Annotated in this window: 18 protein-coding genes, 1 other RNA gene and 1 pseudogene; 8 read left to right on the top strand and 12 right to left on the bottom strand. The window is 67.7% G+C overall.

All coding sequences use genetic code 11. The annotated features are described in order from the left end of the window. Window positions 1–9: 9 nt before the first annotated feature. The 3 genes from IAI53_RS15280 to scpA all read right to left on the bottom strand — a co-directional run bounded on the left by IAI53_RS15280 (window position 10) and on the right by scpA (window position 4,788). Window positions 10–1,542, bottom strand: a complete 1,533-nt coding sequence (locus IAI53_RS15280) for an acyl-CoA carboxylase subunit beta (RefSeq protein ID WP_187719021.1) — start codon at window positions 1,540–1,542, stop codon at window positions 10–12. 68 nt (window positions 1,543–1,610) lie between these two features. Continuing rightward, window positions 1,611–2,612: a methylmalonyl Co-A mutase-associated GTPase MeaB gene (gene meaB, locus IAI53_RS15275; protein WP_222948318.1), complete on the bottom strand. Its 1,002-nt coding sequence runs from the start codon at window positions 2,610–2,612 to the stop codon at window positions 1,611–1,613. Window positions 2,613–2,622: 10 nt separating this feature from the next. After that, window positions 2,623–4,788 (bottom strand): methylmalonyl-CoA mutase, encoded by a 2,166-nt coding sequence (gene scpA / locus IAI53_RS15270; protein WP_187719019.1) that lies wholly within the window; start codon window positions 4,786–4,788, stop codon window positions 2,623–2,625. A gap of 348 nt (window positions 4,789–5,136) precedes the next feature. Between scpA and IAI53_RS15265 the strand changes: the two genes are divergently transcribed. After that, on the top strand, window positions 5,137–5,808 hold the full coding sequence (locus IAI53_RS15265; protein ID WP_187719018.1) for a GntR family transcriptional regulator: 672 nt from the start codon (window positions 5,137–5,139) through the stop codon (window positions 5,806–5,808). Between the two features lie 92 nt (window positions 5,809–5,900). Here the strand turns inward: IAI53_RS15265 and paeA are convergent, their stop codons facing one another. From paeA to IAI53_RS15245, 4 genes are all read right to left on the bottom strand, one after another. Beyond that, the gene (paeA, locus tag IAI53_RS15260) at window positions 5,901–7,217 is read right to left on the bottom strand and encodes a polyamine export protein PaeA (RefSeq protein ID WP_349771935.1); all 1,317 of its coding nucleotides are present in this window, start codon (window positions 7,215–7,217) and stop codon (window positions 5,901–5,903) included. Window positions 7,218–7,396: 179 nt separating this feature from the next. Beyond that, window positions 7,397–8,800: a class II fumarate hydratase gene (fumC, locus tag IAI53_RS15255; RefSeq protein ID WP_187719016.1), complete on the bottom strand. Its 1,404-nt coding sequence runs from the start codon at window positions 8,798–8,800 to the stop codon at window positions 7,397–7,399. A 146-nt stretch (window positions 8,801–8,946) separates the two neighbouring features. Then, entirely contained in the window at window positions 8,947–10,626 is a 1,680-nt protein-coding gene (locus IAI53_RS15250; protein ID WP_187719015.1) for a cation acetate symporter, read from the bottom strand. Then, window positions 10,623–10,943 (bottom strand): DUF485 domain-containing protein, encoded by a 321-nt coding sequence (locus tag IAI53_RS15245; RefSeq protein WP_225433327.1) that lies wholly within the window; start codon window positions 10,941–10,943, stop codon window positions 10,623–10,625. The genes IAI53_RS15250 and IAI53_RS15245 overlap by 4 nt, the downstream gene beginning before the upstream one ends. A 216-nt stretch (window positions 10,944–11,159) precedes the next feature. Here IAI53_RS15245 and IAI53_RS15240 point away from each other — a divergent pair, with 216 nt between their 5' ends. Then, entirely contained in the window at window positions 11,160–11,939 is a 780-nt protein-coding gene (locus IAI53_RS15240; protein ID WP_187719014.1) for an enoyl-CoA hydratase/isomerase family protein, read from the top strand. 9 nt (window positions 11,940–11,948) lie between these two features. Here IAI53_RS15240 and IAI53_RS15235 read toward each other — a convergent pair whose 3' ends face one another. Next, complete coding sequence (locus IAI53_RS15235) at window positions 11,949–12,755, bottom strand: sulfite exporter TauE/SafE family protein (RefSeq protein WP_187719013.1); 807 nt, start codon at window positions 12,753–12,755, stop codon at window positions 11,949–11,951. Window positions 12,756–13,076: 321 nt separating this feature from the next. Here IAI53_RS15235 and IAI53_RS15230 point away from each other — a divergent pair, with 321 nt between their 5' ends. Beyond that, window positions 13,077–14,960, top strand: a complete 1,884-nt coding sequence (locus IAI53_RS15230; RefSeq protein ID WP_187719012.1) for a methyl-accepting chemotaxis protein — start codon at window positions 13,077–13,079, stop codon at window positions 14,958–14,960. Window positions 14,961–15,075: 115 nt separating this feature from the next. On the opposite strand, the gene IAI53_RS15225 is transcribed toward IAI53_RS15230, so the two are convergent. After that, on the bottom strand, window positions 15,076–15,891 hold the full coding sequence (locus IAI53_RS15225) for an IclR family transcriptional regulator (protein WP_187719011.1): 816 nt from the start codon (window positions 15,889–15,891) through the stop codon (window positions 15,076–15,078). Window positions 15,892–16,037: 146 nt separating this feature from the next. Here IAI53_RS15225 and IAI53_RS15220 point away from each other — a divergent pair, with 146 nt between their 5' ends. The 5 genes and pseudogenes from IAI53_RS15220 to IAI53_RS15200 all read left to right on the top strand — a co-directional run. Then, entirely contained in the window at window positions 16,038–17,219 is a 1,182-nt protein-coding gene (locus tag IAI53_RS15220; RefSeq protein WP_187719010.1) for an acyl-CoA dehydrogenase, read from the top strand. 2 nt (window positions 17,220–17,221) lie between these two features. Further along, entirely contained in the window at window positions 17,222–18,415 is a 1,194-nt protein-coding gene (locus IAI53_RS15215) for a CaiB/BaiF CoA transferase family protein (protein WP_187719009.1), read from the top strand. 236 nt (window positions 18,416–18,651) lie between these two features. Then, window positions 18,652–19,599 (top strand): TAXI family TRAP transporter solute-binding subunit, encoded by a 948-nt coding sequence (locus IAI53_RS15210; RefSeq protein WP_187719008.1) that lies wholly within the window; start codon window positions 18,652–18,654, stop codon window positions 19,597–19,599. Between the two features lie 173 nt (window positions 19,600–19,772). Continuing rightward, window positions 19,773–21,815, top strand: coding sequence for a TRAP transporter permease (locus tag IAI53_RS15205; protein ID WP_187719007.1), 2,043 nt, complete (start codon window positions 19,773–19,775; stop codon window positions 21,813–21,815). Then, window positions 21,812–22,126 (top strand): annotated as a pseudogene (locus tag IAI53_RS15200) (DUF1850 domain-containing protein); the annotation flags it as partial. The gene IAI53_RS15205 and the pseudogene IAI53_RS15200, both read left to right, overlap by 4 nt. Window positions 22,127–22,304: 178 nt before the next feature. Here IAI53_RS15200 and ssrS read toward each other — a convergent pair. The 3 genes from ssrS to IAI53_RS15185 all read right to left on the bottom strand — a co-directional run bounded on the left by ssrS (window position 22,305) and on the right by IAI53_RS15185 (window position 23,032). Then, window positions 22,305–22,485: non-coding RNA, 6S RNA (ssrS, locus tag IAI53_RS15195), on the bottom strand. A 35-nt stretch (window positions 22,486–22,520) separates the two neighbouring features. Continuing rightward, window positions 22,521–22,817 carry a cell division protein ZapA gene (locus IAI53_RS15190; protein WP_187719006.1) on the bottom strand — a complete coding sequence of 99 codons (297 nt, stop codon included), beginning with the start codon at window positions 22,815–22,817 and terminating at the stop codon, window positions 22,521–22,523. Window positions 22,818–22,837: 20 nt separating this feature from the next. After that, a complete protein-coding gene (locus tag IAI53_RS15185; RefSeq protein ID WP_187719005.1) occupies window positions 22,838–23,032 on the bottom strand; it encodes a hypothetical protein in 195 nt (64 codons plus the stop codon). Between the last annotated feature and the right edge of the window lie 29 nt (window positions 23,033–23,061).

Here is a 23,061-nt window from a genome sequence, read left to right as displayed (position 1 = left end):
CCCCTGGGCTCAGAGCGGGATGTTGCCGTGCTTGCGCCACGGGTTGTCGAGTTGCTTGTCGCGCAGCATCGCCAGCGAGCGGCAGATGCGCTTGCGGGTGGCGTGCGGCATGACCACGTCGTCGATGAAGCCGCGGTGCGCCGCCACGAACGGGTTGGCGAACTTTTCCTTGTACTCGGCTTCGCGTGCGGCGATCTTCTCGGGGTCGTTCTTCTCTTCGCGGAAGATGATCTCCACCGCACCCTTCGGGCCCATCACCGCAATTTCGGCGGTCGGCCAGGCGAGGTTCACGTCGCCGCGCAGGTGCTTGGAGCTCATCACGTCATAGGCACCGCCGTAGGCCTTGCGGGTGATCACGGTGACCTTGGGCACGGTGCACTCGGCGTAGGCGTAGAGCAGCTTGGCGCCGTGCTTGATGATGCCGCCATACTCCTGGCTGGTGCCGGGCATGAAGCCGGGCACGTCCACGAAGGTGACCACCGGGATGTTGAAGGCGTCGCAGAAACGCACGAAGCGCGCCGCCTTGATCGAGCTCTTGATGTCCAGGCAGCCGGCAAGCACCAGCGGCTGGTTGGCAACGAAACCGACGGTCTGCCCTTCCATGCGGCCGAAGCCGATGATGATGTTCTTGGCGTAGTCGGGGGCGAGCTCGAAGAAGTCACCTTCGTCGACAACCTTGGTGATCAGCTCCTTCATGTCGTAGGGCTGGTTCGGGTTGGACGGCACCAGGGTGTCGAGCGACTCGTCCATGCGGTCGGCCGGGTCGGCGGTGGGGCGCACCGGCGGCTTCTCGCGGTTGGAGAGCGGCAGGAAGTCGATGAAGCGACGCAGCTGGGCGAGCGCCTCGACGTCGTTCTCGAAGGCCAGGTCGGCCACGCCGGACTTGCTGGTGTGGGTCACCGCGCCGCCCAGTTCCTCGGCGGTCACTTCCTCGTGGGTCACGGTCTTCACCACTTCCGGACCGGTGACGAACATGTAGGAGGAATCCTTCACCATGAAGATGAAGTCGGTCATCGACGGCGAATACACCGCGCCACCGGCGCAGGGGCCCATGATCATGGAGATCTGCGGGATCACCCCGGAGGCCATCACGTTGCGCTGGAACACGTCGGCGTAGCCGCCGAGCGAATCCACGCCTTCCTGGATGCGCGCGCCGCCCGAGTCGTTCAGCCCGATCACCGGGGCGCCGACCTTCATCGCGTGGTCCATGACCTTGCAGATCTTCTCGGCGTGGGTCTCGGACAGCGAGCCGCCGAACACCGTGAAGTCCTGGCTGAACACGAACACCAGGCGGCCATTGACGGTGCCGTAGCCGGTCACCACGCCGTCGCCCGGGATCGCTTCCGCGCCCATGCCGAAGTCGGTGCAGCGGTGCTCCTTGAACATGTCCCACTCTTCGAAGCTGCCTTCGTCGAGCAGCAGTTCGATGCGCTCGCGGGCGCTGAGCTTGCCCTTGGCGTGCTGGGAGTCGATGCGCTTCTGTCCGCCGCCAAGGCGGGCTTTCTGGCGCTTCTCATCCAGCTGGCGGATGATTTCGTGCATTGATGACCTCCTTACAGTTTCCGGTTGTCCGGCACGCCGCGCGTGCCGGAAGTGTGTGTCTCGTTACGTCAGTTCAGATGGTGCAACAGGCGCAGCGCGGCAGCCGACGGCGTGGTCTCGCCGCGCTCCACCGCCTCGGCCAGTTCCGGCAGCTCGGACCGCACCTGCGGATGGCTGCGGAAGCGGGCGCGCAGGCCGGCGTCGATCAGGTCCCACATCCAGGCCAGGGCCTGGTGGCGGCGCTTGGCGTCGAATTCGCCGCTCTTGCTCATGGTGGCGCGATAGTCGCACACGGTACGCCAGAAGTCGGCAATACCCTGCTTCCTGAGCGCCGACAGGGTGAGCACCGGGGGCGACCAGTTCGGGCTGGCCGGGCGCAGCATGTGCAGCGCGGTCTTGAGCTGGGCCTGCGCACGGGTGGTGGCCGCAACGTCGATGTCGGCCTTGTTCACCACCACCAGATCGGCCAGTTCCATGATGCCTTTCTTGATGCCCTGCAGGTCGTCGCCGGCATTGGGCAGCTGCAGCAGGCAGAAGATGTCGGTCATGTTGGCGACCGCGGTCTCGGACTGGCCCACGCCCACGGTCTCGACGATGATCACGTCGAAACCGGCCGCCTCGCACACCAGCATGGTCTCGCGCGTCTTCTCGGCCACGCCGCCCAGGCTGCCCGCCGAGGGGCTGGGGCGGATGAAGGCCGCCGGGTTCTGGCTGAGCAGCTCCATGCGCGTCTTGTCGCCGAGGATGGAGCCGCCGGTGAGCGAGGAGGACGGATCGACCGCCAGCACCGCCACCCGCAGACCCTGCTCGATGAGGTACAGGCCCAGCGCCTCGATAAAGGTGGACTTGCCCACCCCGGGCACGCCGGAGATGCCCACCCGCATCGCGCCGCCGGTGTGCGGCAGCAGCGCTTCAAGCACCGCGTGCGCGCGTGCCTGGTGATCGGTACGCTGCGATTCGATCAGGGTGATGGTCTTGGCAAGCGGGCGCAGCTGGCGCGCGCGGACGCCGTCGACCAGGGCCTGGTCGGCGGCATCCAGCTGCGGCGGCAGCGCCTGCGGTCCGTTCAACACCCTGGCCTCAGGCGCCGGCCTTGGCGGCGCGGATCTGCTTGAGCACCTCGCGGGCGGCCTTGGGGATGGGCGTACCCGGCCCGAAGATGCCCTTGGCGCCCGCGGCGTACAGCGCGTCGTAGTCCTGCGCCGGGATCACCCCGCCGACGAAGACGATGATGTCGTCGGCGCCGAGCTTCTTCAGCTCGCCGACGATCTGCGGTACCAGGGTCTTGTGGCCGGCGGCCAGGCTGGAGCAGCCCACCGCATGCACGTCGTTCTCCACCGCGTGGCGGGCGGCCTCTTCCGGGGTCTGGAAGAGCGGGCCGATGTCGATGTCGAAGCCCAGGTCGGCGAAGGCCGAGGCCACCACCTTGGCGCCGCGGTCGTGGCCGTCCTGGCCGAGCTTGGCGATCATGATGCGCGGGCGGCGGCCCTCTTCGGCCACAAACGCCTCGATTTCGGCCTTCAGTTCCTTCCAGTCGCTGTCGTTTTCCACCACGGCTCCATAGACGCCGGACACGGCTTGCGGGTTGGCACGGTAGCGGCCGAAGACCTTCTCCAGCGCGTCGGACACCTCGCCCACGGTGGCGCGCAGGCGGATGGCCTTGACGCTGAGGTCGAGCAGATTGCCCTCGCCGGTCTCGGCGCAGCGGGTCAGCGCATCGAGCGCCGCCTGCACCGCGGCATTGTCGCGGCTGGCGCGTACCTTGGCCAGACGGGCGATCTGCGACTCGCGCACCGCATGGTTGTCGATGTCGAGGATCTCGATCGGGTCTTCCTTGGCGAGCTTGTACTTGTTCACGCCGACGATGACGTCCTTGCCCGAGTCGATGCGCGCCTGTTTCTCGGCGGCGCACTCCTCGACCTTCATCTTGGCCCAGCCGGACTCGACCGCCTTGGTCATGCCGCCCATGGCCTCGATCTCCTCGATCAGCGCCCAGGCCTTGTCGGCCATGTCCTGGGTAAGCTTCTCCATCATGTAGGAGCCGGCCCAGGGGTCGACCACGTTACAGATGTGGGTCTCTTCCTGGATGATGATCTGGGTGTTGCGCGCGATGCGGGCGGAGAACTCGGTGGGCAGCGCGATCGCCTCGTCCAGCGCGTTGGTGTGCAGCGACTGGGTGCCGCCGAACACCGCCGCCATCGCCTCGATGGTGGTGCGGATGACGTTGTTGTAGGGATCCTGCTCGGTCAGCGACCAGCCCGAGGTCTGCGAGTGGGTGCGCAGCATCATCGACTTCGGGTTCTTGGGGTTGAACTGCTTCATGATCCGCCACCACAGCAGACGCGCGGCGCGCATCTTGGCGATCTCGAGGTAGAAGTTCATCCCCACCGCCCAGAAGAAGGACAGGCGGCCGGCGAAGGTGTCGACGTCCATGCCGCTGGCGATGCCGGTGCGCACGTATTCCAGACCGTCGGCCAGCGTGAAGGCCAGCTCGATGGCCTGGTTCGCGCCCGCTTCCTGGATGTGATAGCCGGAGATCGAGATGCTGTTGAACTTCGGCATGTGCTGCGCGGTGTAGCCGAAGATGTCGGCGATGATCTTCATCGACGGGGTGGGCGGATAGATGTAGGTGTTCCGCACCATGAACTCTTTCAGGATGTCGTTCTGGATCGTGCCCGAGAGCTTGTCCTGGCTGACGCCCTGCTCCTCGGCGGCGATGATGTAGCCGGCCAGGATGGGCAGCACCGCGCCGTTCATGGTCATCGACACCGAGATCTTGTCCAGCGGGATGCCGTCGAAGAGGATCTTCATGTCCTCCACCGAATCGATCGCCACGCCGGCCTTGCCGACGTCGCCGGTGACCCGCGGGTGGTCGGAGTCGTAGCCGCGGTGGGTGGCCAGGTCGAAGGCCACCGACACGCCCTGGCCGCCGGCGGCGAGCGCCTTGCGGTAGAAGGCGTTGGATTCTTCCGCGGTGGAGAAGCCGGCGTACTGGCGGATGGTCCACGGCTTGACCGCGTACATGGTCGGCTGCGGCCCGCGCAGGAAGGGCTCGAAGCCCGGCAGGGTGTCCGCATGCGGCAGGTCGGCGGTATCCGCCTGGGTGTACAGCGGCTTGACGGTCAGCCCTTCCGGGGTGATCCAGTTCAGATTCTCGACCTTGCCCTCCGGCGCATGCTTGGACGCGGCCTTGTTCCAGGCTTCGAGATCCGGCTGCGGATAGGTGGGCTGATTGGCGTTGGACATGACGACCCTCTCTGACACGTGTGCCGCCCGCGGGCGGCATGGCGATATATGTATGTTGCGGCGGGCGTGGCCCGACCCGTTTTCTGCCGGATGCGCGACGACGAGACCGCCCGCAGCAGATGCTACGGGCGGTCGCCGACGCCCCGGCGCGCGGCGCAGCCCCTCTCCACGTTTCGCGCGCCTTACGGGCGCGAAACCTCCCATGCTACGCCGCGCTGGGAAAGTTGACTTGTTGCAGTGAGCGAATAATACTTTATCCATAATTATGAATGCAATGGGGTGGCGCCCGGCCCACTTTGGGTCTATCTTCCGCCCACCCCGGCGCCCATCCGCACACCGACACCGCCCATGACTCCATCGCGCATCGCGCCCCTGGCGCTCTACCAGGAAGTCGCCGAAAGACTGCGACAACGCATCTTCTCGCACGAGCTGCCGCCCGGCACCTGGGTGGACGAGCAGGCGCTGGCCGAGCAGTACGGCATCTCGCGCACGCCCTTGCGCGAGGCGCTCAAGGTGCTGGCCTCGGAAGGCCTGGTGACGCTCAAGCCGCGGCGCGGCTGCTACGTCACCGAGATCTCCGAACGCGACCTGGACGAAGTGTTCACGGTGATGGCGCTGCTCGAAGGCCAGTGCGCCAAGGAAACCGCGCAGCGCGCCAGCGAAGCGGAACTCACCCGCCTCAAGCGCATCCATGCCGACCTGGAAGCGGCCGCGGAATCGGGCGACATCAACGGCTTCTTCGAGGCCAACCAGGCCTTCCACCACACCCTGCAGGAGATCGCCGACAACCGCTGGCTGCTGCAGGTGATCACCGACCTGCGCAAGGTCATCAAGCTGTCGCGCCACCATTCGCTGTTCTCGGAAGGCCGGCTGGAGCAGTCGCTGGCCGAACATCGCGCCATCCTCGACGCCCTGCTCGCTCGCGACGCCGACGGGGCGGAACTGCGCATGCGCGAACACATCAGCAGCGGCCGCGCGGCCCTGGCGCGCATCGCCGAAGCCAGGAATCGCGCCGCGTAACCGCCCCGGCCGCCGTTCCCTGGCGTAGGAGCGGGCTTGCCCGCGATGCGGCGGTCATTGCCCCGTAGGCCGCATCGCGGCCAAGGCCGCTCCTACGAACCCGTCACCCCAGGATCGCTCGCCCCGACCCGCGTCACCAGCACCTGGTCGATGCGGTAGCTGTCGATGTCCACCACCTCGAACTTGTAGCCGGCGTACTCGACGAAGTCGGTGCGCTTGGGCACCTTGCGCAGCATGTACATCAGGAAGCCGGCCACCGTCTCGTAGTTCTGGAAGCCCTCGAACACATCGATATCGAGCGCGGCCATGACGTCCTCGATCGGCGTCACCCCGTCGATCAACCAGGAGTTGTCGTCGCGGCGCACGATCAGCTCTTCCTGGAAGGGACTCACCAGGTCGCCCATCACCGTGCTCATCACGTCCTGCAGGGTCAGCAGACCGACCACCAGGGCGTACTCGTTGACGATGACCGCGAAATCCTCCTTGGCGTCGCGGAAGCGCTCCAGCGCCTCGAACAGGTTGAGCGTGTCCGGCAGCACCAGGATCTTGCGCACGATGGGCTCGGTGCGCAGCGACAGCTTCTGCCCGTTGACGATGCGCGGCAGGATGTCCTTGGCGTCCACATAGCCGATCACCGAGTCGATGCCGTCCTTCTCGCACACCGGGTACTTGCCGTGCGGGGTCTCGGCGATCTTGCCACGGATGCTTTCCTCGGCCTCGCCCAGGGTGAGGAATACGATGCTCTCGCGCGCGGTCATCGCCGACGGGATGATGCGCGAGTCGAGTTCGAACACGTTGGCGATCAGGTGCTGCTCCTGGTTGAGCAGCACGCCGGCCTGCGCCCCGGCGTCGGCCAGGGCCATGATGTCGTCCGGGGTGATGTCCTCGCTGCGCACGCTGGGCACGCCCAGCAGGCGGAAGATGCGGTTGGCCAGGCCGTTGAACACCCACACCAGCGGCGCGAACAGGACCACGCAGAACTGCATCGGCCGCACCACCGCCACCGCCACGCGTTCCGGCTGCACCATCCCGAAGCGCTTGGGCATCAGGTCGGCGAACAGCACGAAGAGCGAGGTCACGAACACGAAGGCGACCACGAAGCTGGCGGTCTCCAGCCACGGTCCGTCGTACACCGTACCCAGGGCCGCGGCGACATAGGGCGAGAGCGCCGACTCGCCGACGATGCCGCCGAGAATGGCCACCGCATTCAGGCCGATCTGCACCACGGTGAAGAAATTGCCCGGGTTGTCCTGCAAGGCCAGCACGCGCTGGGCATTCGGATGCCCGCCCTCGGCCATCAGGCGCAGCTTGATCTTGCGCGCCGCGGCGAGCGAGATCTCGGAAATCGAGAAGAAGGCGCTGACCGCGATCAGCACGAAGATGAGCAAGAGATGATTGAACAGCGACACGATGACTCCTTGCCGGCACAGGCGGACGCTTATGACGTCCGGCCGGCAGCAGAGTCTATCACCGCGCCATGTGGGGCGTTCGCAGGGTCCCATGTAGGAGCGGCCTTGGCCGCGATGCGGCCTACATGAAATCACCGCCGCATCGCGGCCAAGGCCGCTCCTACAGGAAGCCGCTCAGGTCAATCCCCGCGGTTGCGCGTCATCTCCACCGGCACCACCCAGCGCTCGTAGTCCTCGGCGCTCACCTTGCCGGAGGCCAGCGCCGCCTCGCGCAGGGTCAGGCCCTCCTTGTGGGCATGCTTGGCGATGGCCGCCGCGGCGTCGTAGCCGATGTGGCGGTTGAGCGCGGTGACCAGCATCAGGTTGGCGGCCAGGTTGGCCTCGATCTTCGCGCGCACCGGCTCGATGCCGCGCGCGCAGTGGTGCTCGAAGGCGGCGCAGGCGTCGGCCAGCAGCTCGATGCTCTCCAGCACGTTGTGCGCCATCACCGGCTTGTACACGTTGAGCTGGAAGTTGCCCTGGGTGCCGGCAAAGGCCACCGCGGCGTCGTTGCCGAACACCTGCACGCAGACCATGGTGAGCGCCTCGCACTGGGTCGGGTTCACCTTGCCCGGCATGATGGACGAGCCCGGTTCGTTCTCCGGGATGCTCAGTTCGCCGATGCCGCAGCGCGGCCCGCTGGCCAGCCAGCGCACGTCGTTGGCCATCTTCATCAGCCCGCCGGCCAGGGTGCGCAGTGCGGCCGAGGCCTGCACCAGCGCGTCGTGCGCGGCGAGCGCAAAGAACTTGTCCGGCGCGCTGACAAAGGGCTGGCCGGTGAGCGCGGCGATGCGCGCCGCGGCGGTGTCGCCGAAGCGCGGATGGGCGTTCAGCCCGGTGCCCACCGCGGTGCCGCCGATGGCCAGTTCGTGCAGGCCGGGCAGCGCCGCATGCACCGCGGCCAAGCCGAAATCGAGCTGGCTCACCCAGGCGCCGATCTCCTGCCCCAGGGTCACCGGGGTGGCGTCCTGCAGATGGGTGCGGCCGGTCTTGACCACGTCGGCGAAGCGCTCCGCGCGTTCGGCCAGGGTATTGCGCAGCACGGCCACCGCGGGGAACAGGCGCGCATGCAACTGTTCGACCACGGCGATGTGCATCGCGGTCGGGAAGGTGTCGTTGGACGACTGGCCGCGGTTCACATGGTCGTTGGGATGCACCGGCGTCTTGGCGCCCAGCGTGCCGCCCGCCAGTTCGATGGCGCGGTTGGCGATCACCTCGTTGGCGTTCATGTTGGACTGCGTGCCCGAGCCGGTCTGGAACACCACCAGCGGGAAGTGCCCGTCCAGACGGCCTTCGATCACTTCGTCGGCGGCGCGCACGACCAGCGCAGCGATGTCTTCCGGCAGTTCGCCCAGCTCGGCATTCGCTTCCGCCGCGGCGCGCTTGAGCACGCCCAGCGCGCGGATCATCGGACGCTGCCAGCGGAAGCGCGCCACGCCGATCGGGAAGTGCTCGATCGAACGCTGGGTCTGCGCGCCCCAATAGCGGTCCGCCGGCACCGCGATGGCGCCCATCGAGTCGGTTTCCTTGCGCGTCTCGTTCATGACCTACCTCCCGCCTGCCCAGATGACCATTGGAGCGTGGCACGCGGGTTTCGATCCGCCAAGAAAAAACCCCGCCGTGAGGCGGGGTCGGATGACACAGCGGGACAGGGACCGGCAGCCGCCGGTCCGCGTCGCCAAGAACAGGCTCAGTGCGCCGCGGCGCTCGCCGCACCCACGCCGGTCTGCGCGCGCACGTACTGGTCGCCGAAGGCCTGACGCTCGCGCTGGGCCTCGGCGCTCTTGTCGAGCAGCGAGACGAGGATCGCGGCCAGGAAGGCCAGCGGCATGGAGAACAGCGCCGGCTGGGTGTAGGGGAAGATGGGCGCGGCGTTGCCGAGCACGTCCACCCACACCGACTTGGACAGCACCACCAGCGCCACCGCGGAGAACAGGCCAAAGTAGCCGCCGGCCAGCGCGCCGCGGGTGGTCAGGTCCTTCCAGTACATCGACAGGATCAGCACCGGGAAGTTGGCCGAGGCGGCCACGCCGAAGGCCAGCGCCACCATGAAGGCGATGTTCATCTTCTCGAAGGCCATGCCCAGCAGCACGGCGACCACGCCCAGGCCGATGGTGGCGAACTTGGACACGCGCAGCTCGGTCTTCTCGCTGGCGGTACCCTTCATGATCACCCGCGAGTAGATGTCGTGCGAGATCGCCGAGGCGCCGGCCAGCGCCAGGCCGGCCACCACCGCGAGGATGGTGGCGAAGGCCACCGCCGACAGGAAGCCGAGCAGCAGGTTGCCGCCCACCGCCTGCGCCAGGTGCATGGCGATCATGTTGCCGCCGCCGATCACCTTGCCGCCCACCTCGCCGCCTTCGAAGAACTGCGGATTGGTGCCGACGATGAGGATGGCGCACAGGCCCATGATGGCGATGACGTTGAAGAAGTAGGCGACGATGCCCGAGGCGAACAGCACCGACTTGCGCGCTTCCTTGGCGTCGGTCACGGTGAAGAAGCGCATCAGGATGTGCGGCAGGCCGGCAGTACCGAACATCAGGCCGAGGCCGAGCGAGATCGCGGTCACCGGGTCGGCCAGCAGGCTGCCCGGGGCGAGCAGGTTGACCCCCAGCCGGTGGATCTCCATCGCGCGGTTGGTGAGTTCTTCGAAGCTGAAGCCGAACTGCGAGAAGCCCAGCACGGCCACGGTGGTGCCGCCGATGAGCAGCATGCAGGCCTTGATGATCTGCACCCAGGTGGTGGCGACCATGCCGCCGAAGGTCACGTACACCATCATCAGCGCACCGACCACGAACAGCGCCACGGTGTAGTCCAGGCCGAACAGCAGCTTGATCAGCTGGCCCGCGCCCACCATCTGCGCCACCAGGTAGAAGCACACCACCACCAGCGAACTGACCGCCGCCATGGTGCGCACCTTGCCCTGGTTGAGGCGATAGGAGGTGATGTCCGCGAAGGTGAACTTGCCCAGGTTGCGCAGGCGCTCGGCCATCAGGAAGAGGATGATCGGCCAGCCCACGAAGAAGGACAGCATGTAGATGTAGGCATCCACACCCTGCATGTACATCATCGCGGTCAGACCCAGCAGGGTCGCGGCGGACATGTAGTCGCCGGCGATCGCCAGACCGTTCTGGAAGCCGGTGATGCCGCCGCCGGCGGTGTAGAAGTCGGCGGTCGACTTGGTGCGGCTGGCCGCCCAGTAGGTGATGCCCAGGGTCAGCAGCACGAACACGAAGAACATGCCGATCGCGTGCAGGTTGAGCGGCTGCTTGGTGGTGGCCTCGACGGCCGGGCCGGCGAGCGCGGCCAGCGGCGCGGCGGCCAGCGCCAGCGCGGCGGCCAGGCGGGTGGAAAGGGCGCGAATCGTCATTGTTCGCTCCTCCACGCGGCGTTCACGATCTCCTTGTTGAGATCGTCGAACTCGCCGTTGGCGCGTCGCACGTAGATCAGCGTGAGCACCCAGAACAACACGAACTGCAGCAGGCCCAGCGCGATGCCGACGGTCAGGTTGCTGCCCTCGAACAAGCGCGTTGCGACGAGGTCCGGCGCGAAGGCCACCATCATCACGAAGCCGTAGAAGATCACCAGCACGATGGCCGACAGCGTCACCGCGAAGCGGGTCCGCCGTGCGACCAGTTCGGCAAATCGCGGATTGCTCCGGATATGCGCATACATGGAACTAGACATTTTTCCCTCCCTGAGAAAACAACGAAACAACGCCGTTTCCTCCACCATCCTCCTATGGACCGCCCCGTCTGCCGCGGAGCGTGTCGCGTGTCCAGCGCGGCGGATGATATATCATTCACAAGACTTCCATACGATTCCGTATGGGGTCATAAGAAAATGTTATCTGCACACGTCAGGGCCGCGCCCGCCCTGTACGCACACGCCCCCGGACCGCCCATGAACAGTCGCATCGAAGTCAGCGTCGCCGAGCAGGTGGCGACCGTCACCCTCTCCAATCCGGACAAGCTCAACGCGGTCAACGCAGCCATGTGGCGCGAGTTGCGCGCTGCCATGGAGCGGCTCGGCGCGGACGAAGCCGTGCGCTGCGTGATCCTCACCGGCGCGGGCGAAGCCTTCGCGGCCGGCGGCGACATCGAGGAATTCCTCACCGTGCGCGCCACCGTGGACGACGCCCTGCACTACCACGACGAGTTGGTGGCGCGCGCGCTGGACGCCATCCGCGGCTGTCCGATTCCCACGTTGGCGGCCATCCGCGGCGCGTGCATCGGCGGCGGGCTGGAGATCGCCGGCTGCTGCGACCTGCGCATCGCCGGCGAGTCCGCGCGCTTTGGCGCGCCGATCAACAAGCTGGGCTTCTCGATGTATCCGGGCGAAATGGCCGGCCTGCTGGACCTGGTCGGCCCGGCGGTGCTGCTGGAGATCCTGCTCGAAGGGCGCATCCTGTCCGCCCGCGAAGCCTTGCAGAAGGGCCTGCTCACCCGTGTGGTGGACGACGCGCAGGTGCTTGCCGAGGCGCAGGCGAGCGCCGCCCGCATCGCCACCGGAGCGCCGCTGGTGGCGCGCTGGCACAAGCAATGGGTGCACCGCCTGGCCGCCGGCGGCCCGCTGAGCGCGGCGGAGAAGCGCGCCGCCTTCGACTTCCTCGCCACCGAGGACTACCGCGAAGGTCTGGACGCCTTCCTCAACAAGCGCAAGCCGGTGTTCAAGGGGCGCTGAGGGCGCCGCTCAGCCGAAGATGCCGTACAGCATCTTCACGCACAGCGCCATCAGCACGCCCGCAAAGATCTTCTTCAGCGTCGCCACCGGCAGGCGGTGGGCGAGGCGCGCGCCGACCGGCGCGGTCCACATGCTGACCACCGCCACCAGCACCAGCGCCGGCAGGTAGACATAGCCCAGGGTCAAAGCCGGCAGGCCCTCGGCGCCCCAGCCGTTGACCAGGTAGCCCAGGGTGCCGGCCAGCGCGATCGGCAGGCCGATGGCCGCCGAGGTGCCGATGGCGTTCTGCATCCTGACGTTGCACCAGGTCATGAAGGGCACCGACAGCGAGCCGCCGCCGATCGCCACCAGCGCCGACACCCCGCCGATACCCACGCCGACCGCAGACAAGCCCAGCGGACCGGGCAGGTTGCGCGAAGGCTTGGGCTTGATGTTGGCCAGCATCTGCAGCGACACGTAGCCCATGAAGCAGGCGAAGAAGATCGCCAGCCCCTCGGTGCTGGCACGCGAGGCGACGAAGGTGGCGCCGAAGGTGCCGAGCAGGATGCCCGGGGTGATGCCGCGCACAATGTCCCAGCGCACCGCGCCGTGCGCGTGATGCGCGCGCAGACTCGCGATGGAGGTCAGCACGATGGCCGCCATCGAGGTTCCCAGCGCCATGTGCACCACGTTCTCGAGCGGAAAACCCTGGGCGAGGAAGAGCGTGGTCAGCATCGGCACCATGATGCCGCCACCGCCCACGCCGAGCAGCCCCGCGAAGAAACCGACGAAGGCCCCGAGGGCGAGGTAGGCCAGCCACCACAGATCGAAACTCATCGCGCATCCCCTGCCGGCCGGGCGACCCGGCGAAGGGGCGGATTGTGCCGCCGACACCGCCTGCTGTCACGCCCGCGCGCCAGGCCCGCGGTTTGACCTGGAACATTTCTCCACCCCGCCGCGGTCCGTTAGGATCGCGATCACGACCCTTGTCACGACCGGGTTTCCTGCCGCGTTCGCCTTGCAACGCACGCAGTGCATCCCGAAGGGCCGGCCTGCCATCAGGCCGCCGGATTAAAGCACCACCACCAGCGGCCGTAATCCTCTCGTACGCACGCGACCGATCAACAAGACAAAGACTTACCGGGGAGACCTGCCACCATGCTCGCGGCCATACGCAATGCTTCCATCCGCACCCGCCTGCTCGCCGCCATTGCCCTGCTGGTCGGCGGACTGCTGTACTTCGCCGTCGGCCAGGTGGTCGAGCGCGTCCAGACCGCCCGCACGCTGGCGACCATCGAGACCCTGTCGGCGGTTGCCGTCCGCTCCAGCGCGGTGGTTCACGAACTGCAGAAGGAACGCGGCCTATCGGCGGGTTTCCTGGCCTCGCGCGGCCAGCGTTTCCAGAGCGAACTGGCCAGCCAGCACGCGCTGACCGACCGCTACGTGGGCGAACTGCGCACCCTGCTCGGCACCGTGGATGCCGAGGCGCTGGGCAGCCGCTTCGCCGCCAGCCTGCAGGCCGCCGGCACCCAGCTCGACCGCCTCAACGACACCCGCGGACGCATCCGCGCGCTGTCGGCCAGCGGGGCGGACTCTTTCGGCTACTACACCGGCACCATCGAGCGCTATCTGGCGCTGATCACCACCATCAACCAGCTCAGCGAGCACAAGGCGGTCTCGCAGGCTATCCTCGGCTATGTGATGTTCCTCAACGCCAAGGAGCAGGCCGGCCGCGAGCGCGCCACGCTCAACGGGGTGTTCGCCGCCAATGCCTTCGACACCGCGCTCTACCGCCGCTTCCTCACCATCGTCGCCGCGCAGGACACCTACCTCGCCGCCTTCCGCGACTTCGGCAGCAGCACAGGGCTGGCGCTGTTCGACGAAAAGATGGCCTCTGCCGCAGCCCAGGAGGTCGACCGCATGCGCAAGGTGGCGCTGGAGCGTTCCGACATCGGCGGCTTCGGCGTGGAGCCGGCGGCATGGTTCAGGACCATCACCCAGAAGATCGACGACATGAAGCTGGTCGAGGATCTCCTGTCCGCCGAGCTGAACGCGCTGGTCGAGCGTCTGGCCGCCGAAGCGCGCGCCGACCTGTGGATCGCCGGCAGCCTCACCGTGGCCAGCCTGCTGCTCGCCCTGTGGTTCGCCTTCGTGGTGCGCGGCATCGTCGCCTCCTTGCGCCGCGCGGTCGCCTCGGCCGAGCGCATCGCCGACGGTGACCTGAGCGAGCGCATCGAGGTCGACCGCATGGACGAGACCGGGCAGCTGCTGCAGTCGATGAAGCACATCGTCGAACGCCTGGCCCACACCATCGGCGAGATCCGCGCCGCCGCCGACCAGCTCGCCGACGCCAGCGGACAGATCAGCGGCACGGCGCAGACCCTGTCGCAGAGCTCCAGCGAGCAGGCCGCCAGCGTGGAAGAAACCACCGCGAGCATCGAGGAGATCTCCGCCAGCATCGACCACACCAGCGAAAACGCGCGCACCACCGACTCCATCGCCGGGCACACCGCCAAGGAAGCCGCAGAGGGCGGCGACGCCGTACGCGACACGGTGAGCGCGATGCAGCAGATCGCCGAGCGCATCGGCATCGTGGACGACATCGCCTACCAGACCAACCTGCTGGCGCTCAATGCCGCCATCGAGGCAGCGCGCGCCGGCGAGGCCGGACGCGGCTTCGCGGTGGTGGCGGCGGAAGTGCGCAAGCTGGCCGAACGCAGCCAGCATGCCGCACAGGAGATCTCCGCCCTGGCGGCGAACAGCGTGAGCACCGCGGAACGGGCCGGCACCATGCTGGAGAAGATCGTCCCCGACGTGCGCCGCACCTCGGAGCTGATCCAGGAGATCGCCGCCTCCTCCACCGAGCAGGCCGCCGGCATCGGGCAGATCAACACCGCCATGGGCCAGCTCTCGCAGACCTCGCAGCACAACGCCAGCGCCTCCGAGGAACTGGCCGCCACCGCCGAGCAGATGGGCAGCCAGGCGCAGCAGCTGCACGAGCTGATGGAGTATTTCCGCATCGGCGACGACGCGCGGCACTGAACCCGGCCCGGCTGCCGGGCTCAGCCCCCATCGCGGCCACGGCCGCTCCTGCGAGGCAATGCATCTGTAGGAGCGGCCTTGGCCGCGACCGACATCCCTTCCGTCCGGACTGCGCCTACCCCTGCCCGGCCGCCGCCTCGATGCTGCGCGCGAGATAGACCAGGCGCGGCCCCAGATCCTTCTCGATGCGCTCGCGGGTCAGCGCATAGGCCGGGCCGCTGGCCGACAGCACCAGCAGGTCCTGGTCCGGGCACATCAGCGGCACGGCCACCGCGTTGGTCTCGCGGTTCCAGTCGCCCAGCGAGGTGCAATAGCCGTGCGCGCGGTACTCTTCGCCGGCCTGCGCCATGCCCTCGGCCACCGCCGGCCAGGCCTCCGGGTCGCGGCGGCGCACCTGTTCCAGCAGGAAGTCCCGCTCTGCCGCCGGCAGCGCGCACAGGAAGGCGCGCCCGATCGAGGTGGTGGCCATCGGCAACTGCATGCCGGTGCTCACCTTGAGGGTCACCAGCGAGCGCGGCCGGCAGTTCTCCAGGTAGATCATGTTGAGGCGGTCGCGGGTGGCGAGCGACACCAGCGCATGCGCGTACTCGGCCAGATCCTGCATCAGCGGGCGGGCAATCTCGCGCACGGTGACGTTGCCCAGCGCCGCATGGCCGAGCGCCAGCACCGCAGAAGTCACCCGGTAGCGCCCGGAGGCCTCGTCGGCCTTCAGGTAACCCAGCTGCACCAGGGTGTGGGTCAGGCGCGACACGGTGGACTTGGCCAGCCCGGTGCGCGCCGCCAGTTCGCCATTCGACAGCAGGCGGGTCTGGGTGGAGAAGCAGCGCAGCACCTCCAGCCCGCGCGCCAGCGCGGTGACGAACTGGCGATCGCCTTCGGTCGCCTCGACGATCTCGTCCGGCAGGGGCGAGCCAGGATCATTATTCTGCATAGCGGAACACAAACATCCTTGAGTTGAGCTTTCCTCGAAAGAGTAGCCGACAGCGCTTCCATTTCCAGGCAAATTTTGTCAGGATGATAGCACTTCTGCGAAACAGTGTTCTGCATTGCGGAACAACGAACAAACGAGGCAAAGACATGGCCGGCAATCCTTCCTTCCACTGGGACGACCCTCTGCTGCTCGACCAGCAGCTCACCGACGAAGAACGCATGGTGGCCGACACCGCGCGTGCCTACTCGCAGGACAAGCTGATGCCGCGCGTCACCGAAGCCTTCCGCCATGAGCGCACCGACGCGGCGATCTTCCGCGAGATGGGTGAACTCGGCCTGCTCGGCCCCACCATCCCCGAGGAATACGGCGGCGCCGGGCTGAACTACGTGAGCTACGGCCTGATCGCCCGCGAGGTGGAACGGGTGGACTCCGGCTACCGTTCGATGATGAGCGTGCAGAGCTCGCTGGTCATGGTGCCGATCTTCGAGTTCGGCAACGAGGCCACCAAGCGCAAATACCTGCCGAAACTGGCAACCGGCGAATGGATCGGCTGCTTCGGTCTCACCGAACCGGACCACGGCTCCGACCCCGGCTCGATGGCCAGCCGGGCGAAGAAGGTGGACGGCGGCTGGCTGCTCAGCGGCGCCAAGATGTGGATCACCAACAGCCCGATCGCCGACGTCTTCGTGGTGTGGGCCAAGGACGAGGAAGGCCAGATCCGCGGTTTCGTGCTGGAGAAGGGCTGGCAGGGTCTGTCCGCCCCGGCCATCCACGGCAAGGTCGGCCTGCGCGCCTCGATCACCGGCGAGATCGTCATGGACGGCGTGTTCTGCCCGGACGAGAACGCCTTCCCGGATGTACGCGGCCTCAAGGGCCCGTTCACCTGCCTCAACTCGGCGCGCTACGGCATCGCCTGGGGCGCGCTCGGCGCGGCCGAGTTCTGCTGGCACACCGCGCGCCAGTATGTGCTCGACCGCAAGCAGTTCGGCCGCCCGCTGGCCGCCAACCAGCTCATCCAGAAGAAGCTCGCCGACATGCAGACCGAGATCACCCTGGCACTGCAGGGCTGCCTGCGCCTGGGGCGCATGAAGGACGAAGGCACGGCCGCGGTGGAGATCACCAGCATCATGAAGCGCAACTCCTGCGGCAAGGCGCTCGACGTCGCCCGCCTGGCGCGCGACATGATGGGCGGCAACGGCATCTCGGATGAGTTCGGCGTCGCCCGCCACCTGGTGAACCTGGAGGTGGTGAACACCTACGAGGGCACCCACGACATCCACGCGCTGATCCTCGGCCGCGCGCAGACCGGCATCCAGGCCTTCTGCTGAGCATGAATCCGGGCGCGCTCTCCCATCTCAAGGTGCTCGACCTCTCCCGGGTGCTGGCCGGCCCCTGGGCCACCCAGCTGCTCGGCGACCTCGGCGCCGAGGTGATCAAGGTCGAGCGCCCCGGCGCCGGCGACGACACCCGCGCCTGGGGCCCGCCGTGGTTCGAGGCGGATGGCCGGCGGGAAGCCGCCTACTATCTGGCCACCAACCGCAACAAGCGCTCGGTGGCGATCGACATCACCCACCCGGACGGCCAGGCCCTGGTGCGCGAACTGGCGCGCGAGGCCGACGTGCTGGTGGAGAACTACAAGGTCGGCGGACTGGCCAAATACGGCCTCGACTACGCCAGCCTGCGCACAGTCAATCCGCGCCTGGTGTATTGCTCGATCACCGGCTTCGGCCAGGACGGCCCCTACGCCGAACGCCCCGGCTACGACTTCCTGCTGCAGGCCATGGGCGGGCTGATGAGCATCACCGGCGAACCGGACGGCCCGCCGCAGAAGGTGGGCGTGGCGCTCACCGACATCCTCACCGGGCTCTACGCCACGGTCGGCATCCTCGCCGCACTGGCCCACCGCGAGCGCACGGGCGAGGGCCAGCACATCGACCTGGCGCTGCTCGACGTGCAGGTCGCCTGCCTCGCCAACCAGGCGATGAACTACCTGGTCTCCGGCACGGCGCCGCAACGCATGGGCAACGCCCACCCCAACATCGTGCCTTATCAGGCCTTCCCCACCGCGGACGGCGACATGGTGCTGACCATTGGCAACGACCGCCAGTGGGCCGCCTTCTGTCAGCTCGCCGGCAAGCCGGAATGGGCCGGCGACGAGCGTTTCGCCACCAACGCGGCGCGCGTCGCCCACCGCCACACGCTGATCCCGCTGCTGCGCCAGACCACGGTGATGAAGACCACCGACGAATGGGTGGCCGCGCTGGAAGAAGCCGGCGTGCCGGGCGGGCCGATCAACGATCTGGCGCGCGTTTTCGCCGATCCGCAGATCGTCCATCGCGGCATGCGCACGGAGATTGACGGCATTCCGCAGGTCGCCAACCCGCTGCACCTGTCGGCCACCCCGCCGGCCTACCGCAAGGCGCCGCCGGCAGTGGGGGAGGACAGCGCGGCGGTGCTCGGCGCGTTGGACGGCATGGATGCGCAGCGGCTCGCCGCCCTGCGCGCGGCCGGGGTGGTCGGATGAACACCGCCGTTTCACACGTAGGAGCGGCCTTGGCCGCGATGCGGCCTGCGGAAGAAGGGGCGCCGCGATCGCGGCCAAGGCCGCTCCTGCGCACCACCGCCGGTTCGGGCAAATACGGATAGGCGAAACTTGACCCTTGGGGGCAAAGTCCCCAAGCTGACTGCGGCCGGGCGCCAGGTCCGGCGGGTATTGGCAGACAAAAGAACAAGCTTGATCAACCAGGTAGGAGACAAACCATGAAGTTGATTCGCACCCTCGGCCTTGCTGCGGCACTGATCACCACCGGCGCGGCGCACGCACAACAGCAGTTCGTCACCGTGCTCACCGGCGGCACCAGCGGCGTGTACTACCCGCTGGGCGTCGCCCTCTCCAAGGTCTACGGCGACAACATCCCCAACGCCCGCACCAGCGTGCAATCCACCAAGGCCAGCGCCGAAAACCTGAACCTGCTGCAGGCCGGTCGCGGCGAGGTCGGCTTCTCGCTGGGCGATGCGGTCTCCGCGGCCTGGACCGGCAACGAGGAGGCCGGCTTCAAGACCAAGCTCGACAAGCTGCGCGGCCTGGCCGGCATCTACACCAACTACATCCAGATCGTCGCCTCGGCCGATTCCGGCATCACCTCGCTGGCCGACCTGAAGGGCAAGCGCGTGTCGGTGGGCGCGCCACGCTCGGGCACCGAACTGAACGCACGCGCCATCTTCAAGGGCGCCGGCATGTCCTATGACGATCTCGGCAAGGTCGAGTATCTGCCCTTCGGCGAGTCGGTCGAACTGATGAAGAACCGCCAGCTCGACGCCACCCTGCAGTCCGCCGGCCTGGGCGTGGCCTCCATCCGCGACCTCGCCAACGCGATCAAGATCGTGGTGATCCCGGTCCCGGCCGAGGTCGTGGCCAAGATCGGCGACGCCGCCTATCAGCCCGCCACCATTCCGGCCAACACCTACGAAGGCCAGGGCACCGACGTGCAGACCGCGGGCATCCGCAACATCCTGGTCACCCATGCCGGCGTGCCGGACGACGTGGTGTATGGCATGACCAAGTCGATGTTCGAGAACCTCGACCAGCTCGTGGCCGCCCACGCCGCCGCCAAGGCGATCAAGGCCGAAGGCGCGGCCGACAACCTGCCGCTGCCGCTGCACCCGGGCGCGGAGCGCTACTACCGCGAAGCCGGCCTGCTGAAGTAAGCCCGCCGCCCGCGGCGCCCCCGCCGGACGGCCGGGGCGCCGCGCGCAGCCCGAATGTGGACCGCAGGCCGGCGAATCACGCCGGCTGCTGCGCCGCATCCGGGCTGCATTTCCACTCGCCGGCATCCCTTTCGTGACCGCCGCCGCACACTGCGGCACCGGAGCTGTCATCCATGACGACCAGTTCGCACGACGCCCCCGTCGTCCCCTTCGGCTGGGACAAGGGTCTGCAGGGCCGCGCCCTGTTCCTGATCGCCATCGCCTTTTCCACCTACCAGATCATCGTCGCGGCCTATCACCCGCTGTCGTCCCAGGTGGTGAGGGCGATCCACGTCGGCTTCATGCTGCTGATGAGCTTCGCGCTGCTGCAGAACTGGCTGCCGCGCCGCCAGGTGCCCGCGCTGGCCTGGCCGGTGGGCCTGCTTGCCTTCGGTCTGGCCTTCTACCACTGGATCTTCGAAGCCGACCTGATCGTGCGCGCCGGCGACCCGACGCAGCTCGACATCGTCGTCGGCACCATCACCCTGGTGCTCGTCTTCGAGGGCGCGCGCCGCATCATGGGCCCCGCCCTGCCACTGATCTGCGCGGCCTTCTTCGCCTACGCGATGTTCGGCCAGTACCTGCCCGGCGACTTCGCCCACCGCGGCTACGGCTTCTCGCAACTGATCGAGCACCTGACCTTCGGCACCGAAGGCATCTACGGGATCCCGACCTACGTCAGTGCCACCTACATCTTCCTGTTCATCCTGTTCGGCGCCTTTCTCGAGCAGGCCGGCATGATCCGGCTGTTCACCGACTTCGCGCTCGGCACCGTCGGCCATACCCGCGGCGGCCCGGCCAAGGTATCGGTGGTGACCTCCGGGCTGATGGGCACGATCAACGGCTCCGGGGTGGCCAACGTGGTCACCACCGGGCAGTTCACCATTCCGCTGATGAAGCGCTTCGGCTACCGGCCCGAGTTCGCCGGCGGCGTGGAAGCCACCTCAAGCATGGGCGGGCAGATCATGCCGCCGGTGATGGGCGCGGTGGCCTTCATCATGGCCGAGACCATAGGCGTGGCCTACGTGGAAATCGTCAAGGCCGCGATCATCCCGGCGGTGCTGTACTTCGTCACCGCCTTCTGGATGGTGCACCTCGAGGCCGGCCGCGCCGGCCTGCACGGCATTCCCAAGGACGAGTGTCCCGACCCCTGGGCCGCGGTGAAGAAGCACTGGTACCTGCTGCTGCCGCTGGCGGTGCTGGTCGGCCTGCTGTTCTCAGGCTACACCCCGCTGTTCTCCGGCATGGTCGGCCTGGCGCTCACCGCGGTGCTGATCCTCGGCGCCGCCGTGGCCCTGCGCCTCAAGGGCAATGCCTTGCGCGCCGCCTTCTGGATCGCGCTGGGCATCCTGTGCTCGGGCTTCTTCAAGTGGGGCATCACCGCGATCATGCTGCTGATCGCCGCACTGGTGGCGCTGTGCCTGCTGGTCCAGGGCGGACGCGCCACGCTGCACATCGCCGCCAACGCCCTGGCCGACGGCGCGCGCCACGCGCTACCGGTCGGCGTAGCCTGCGCCCTGGTCGGGGTGATCATCGGCGTGCTCACGCTGACCGGCGCGGCCACCACCTTCGCCAACGCCATCATTTCGCTCGGGCGGGACAACCTGCTGCTGTCGCTGATGCTCACCATGCTGGTCTGCCTGCTGCTGGGCATGGGCATTCCCACCATCCCCAACTACATCATCACCAGTTCGCTCGCGGCGCCCGCGCTGCTGGAACTGGGCGTGCCGCTGATCGTCAGCCACATGTTCGTGTTCTATTTCGGCATCCTCGCCGACCTCACCCCGCCGGTGGCCCTGGCCGCCTTCGCCGCGGCGCCGATTGCCGGGGTGTCCGGCATGCGCATCGGGGTGCAGGCGGTGCGTGTGGCGCTGGCCGGTTTCGTCGTGCCCTACATGGCGGTGTATGCCCCCGAGCTGATGCTGCAGGGCGCCCCCAGCGTCGTGGCGGTGGTGTGGATCGTGTTCAAGGCCCTGGTGGCCATCGCACTGTGGGGCGTGGCCTCGATCGGCTACCTGTGGCAGCCGGTGGGCTGGCCGCTGCGCATCTGGGCTTTCCTGTCCGCGCTGTGCCTGGTGGCTGCCTTGCCGATCACCGACGAGATCGGCCTGATCAGCACCGCGCTGCTGCTCGGCGTCCTCGTCTGGCAGAAACGACGGGCCGTCGCAGCCGCATGATCGGGCTGTGCCTCGCCAGCGGCGTGCTGACGGCCTTCGTCGCCACCCAGGATTTCACCCTGCGCTGGACGCACTCGATCGAGAAGATCCGCTGGGAAGAAGACTGGCAGGTGCGCATCGACGATGCACACACATCGGTTCTGCGGCTGGTCGAAGGCCGCATCCGCGGCTCCGGCGCCGGCATGGAGCCGCCGGAAGGCGCGCGGCTGATCGACGGCGTCTGGCACTACCCGGTGGGCCGCGACATGGCCGGGGTCGAGCTTGCACACAGCAACTACACTGCCGGCTACGAACTGTGCCTGCCCAGCGGCTGCCGGCCGCTGGCCGATTACCTGCCCGGCCTGCCGCCCGCGCCGGAGCAGGCGACCAGCATCCGCCTGTACGCCTGCAGCGCACCGCCGGAAGGCGCCGGTGCGCTGCAGGACACCCGCCGCCCGCGGGCGCCGTATACGCGCGAAGGCGCAACCCTTTCGAGTTGCGCCTTCAGTTTGGCCCCCCGCCTGTGCCGTCTCCGCCGGGCATCCTGAACCTGGGGTTCAGGGTGGTCGCACTCCCACCGCTTCAGGCTTCCCCTGTCGGGGCATGCACACCGCGGCCTTCAGGTTAGCAACCAAGTCTCTCGACTATTGGTTCAAGGAATCTACGACTTCGACGAACACTGCAGGGGATTGATCCTGCGGCACCTCATCCCGCCTGCGGGGCTGTTCAGAACAGCTTTTCCTGCTGGGCGAGCACCCCATCCAAGCGTGCCGACATGAGTCCGATTCTACGCTTGGCAGCAGGCATGTCAAACCCTCCGCCGCGTTGCTGCTGAAGGAATTCGTGCACGATGTTCAGCGCCGTCATCACGGCCAGACGTTCGCCGGAAGAGCCGGTTTTTCGCGCCAGTTCGGCGAGCTTGTCGTCGAGGAATTCCACCGCCGCAAGCAGCCCGTCGCGGTCTTCCGGCTTGCAGGAGACCTGGTACTCCTTGCCCAGCAGCTTGATGTCGAGCGTTTCCATGTCCAGCCCTTTTCCCCGGGTCAATCCTGCGGCAGTCTGGCCAGCAGGCCTTCGAGCTTGTCGGTGGCCAGGCGCAGCTTGTCGGCCTGGGCGCGGTTGTCCGCCTCGAGTTTCGTCAGCCGGCTGCGCAGCTCGCGGTTGTCGGCCTTGAGCCCTTCGCACAGGGTCACGATCTGCTCGATGCGGTTCTCGAGCTGGGTGAGTTCTTCTTCCATGGCGGCGATGGTAGAGGCGGCCCCAGGGG

The organism is Thauera sedimentorum (genome assembly GCF_014489115.1).
In the GTDB taxonomy this organism is placed as follows: Bacteria; Pseudomonadota; Gammaproteobacteria; order Burkholderiales; family Rhodocyclaceae; genus Pseudothauera; species Pseudothauera sedimentorum.
Note: the sequence above shows the minus strand (reverse complement) of the source record. Positions and strands in the feature narration are given on the sequence as shown.

What these genes read in the sequence shown, in the direction of transcription:
- IAI53_RS15280 (WP_187719021.1), bottom strand. Translation starts at nt 1,542, where the DNA reads ATGCACGAAATCATCCGCCAGCTGGATGAGAAGCGCCAGAAAGCCCGC.
- scpA (WP_187719019.1), bottom strand. Translation starts at nt 4,788, where the DNA reads ATGTCCAACGCCAATCAGCCCACCTATCCGCAGCCGGATCTCGAAGCC.
- IAI53_RS15265 (WP_187719018.1), top strand. Translation starts at nt 5,137, where the DNA reads ATGACTCCATCGCGCATCGCGCCCCTGGCGCTCTACCAGGAAGTCGCC.
- fumC (WP_187719016.1), bottom strand. Translation starts at nt 8,800, where the DNA reads ATGAACGAGACGCGCAAGGAAACCGACTCGATGGGCGCCATCGCGGTG.
- IAI53_RS15250 (WP_187719015.1), bottom strand. Translation starts at nt 10,626, where the DNA reads ATGACGATTCGCGCCCTTTCCACCCGCCTGGCCGCCGCGCTGGCGCTG.
- IAI53_RS15245 (WP_225433327.1), bottom strand. Translation starts at nt 10,943, where the DNA reads ATGTCTAGTTCCATGTATGCGCATATCCGGAGCAATCCGCGATTTGCC.
- IAI53_RS15240 (WP_187719014.1), top strand. Translation starts at nt 11,160, where the DNA reads ATGAACAGTCGCATCGAAGTCAGCGTCGCCGAGCAGGTGGCGACCGTC.
- IAI53_RS15235 (WP_187719013.1), bottom strand. Translation starts at nt 12,755, where the DNA reads ATGAGTTTCGATCTGTGGTGGCTGGCCTACCTCGCCCTCGGGGCCTTC.
- IAI53_RS15230 (WP_187719012.1), top strand. Translation starts at nt 13,077, where the DNA reads ATGCTCGCGGCCATACGCAATGCTTCCATCCGCACCCGCCTGCTCGCC.
- IAI53_RS15225 (WP_187719011.1), bottom strand. Translation starts at nt 15,891, where the DNA reads ATGCAGAATAATGATCCTGGCTCGCCCCTGCCGGACGAGATCGTCGAG.
- IAI53_RS15220 (WP_187719010.1), top strand. Translation starts at nt 16,038, where the DNA reads ATGGCCGGCAATCCTTCCTTCCACTGGGACGACCCTCTGCTGCTCGAC.
- IAI53_RS15215 (WP_187719009.1), top strand. Translation starts at nt 17,222, where the DNA reads ATGAATCCGGGCGCGCTCTCCCATCTCAAGGTGCTCGACCTCTCCCGG.
- IAI53_RS15210 (WP_187719008.1), top strand. Translation starts at nt 18,652, where the DNA reads ATGAAGTTGATTCGCACCCTCGGCCTTGCTGCGGCACTGATCACCACC.
- IAI53_RS15205 (WP_187719007.1), top strand. Translation starts at nt 19,773, where the DNA reads ATGACGACCAGTTCGCACGACGCCCCCGTCGTCCCCTTCGGCTGGGAC.
- IAI53_RS15190 (WP_187719006.1), bottom strand. Translation starts at nt 22,817, where the DNA reads ATGGAAACGCTCGACATCAAGCTGCTGGGCAAGGAGTACCAGGTCTCC.
- IAI53_RS15185 (WP_187719005.1), bottom strand. Translation starts at nt 23,032, where the DNA reads ATGGAAGAAGAACTCACCCAGCTCGAGAACCGCATCGAGCAGATCGTG.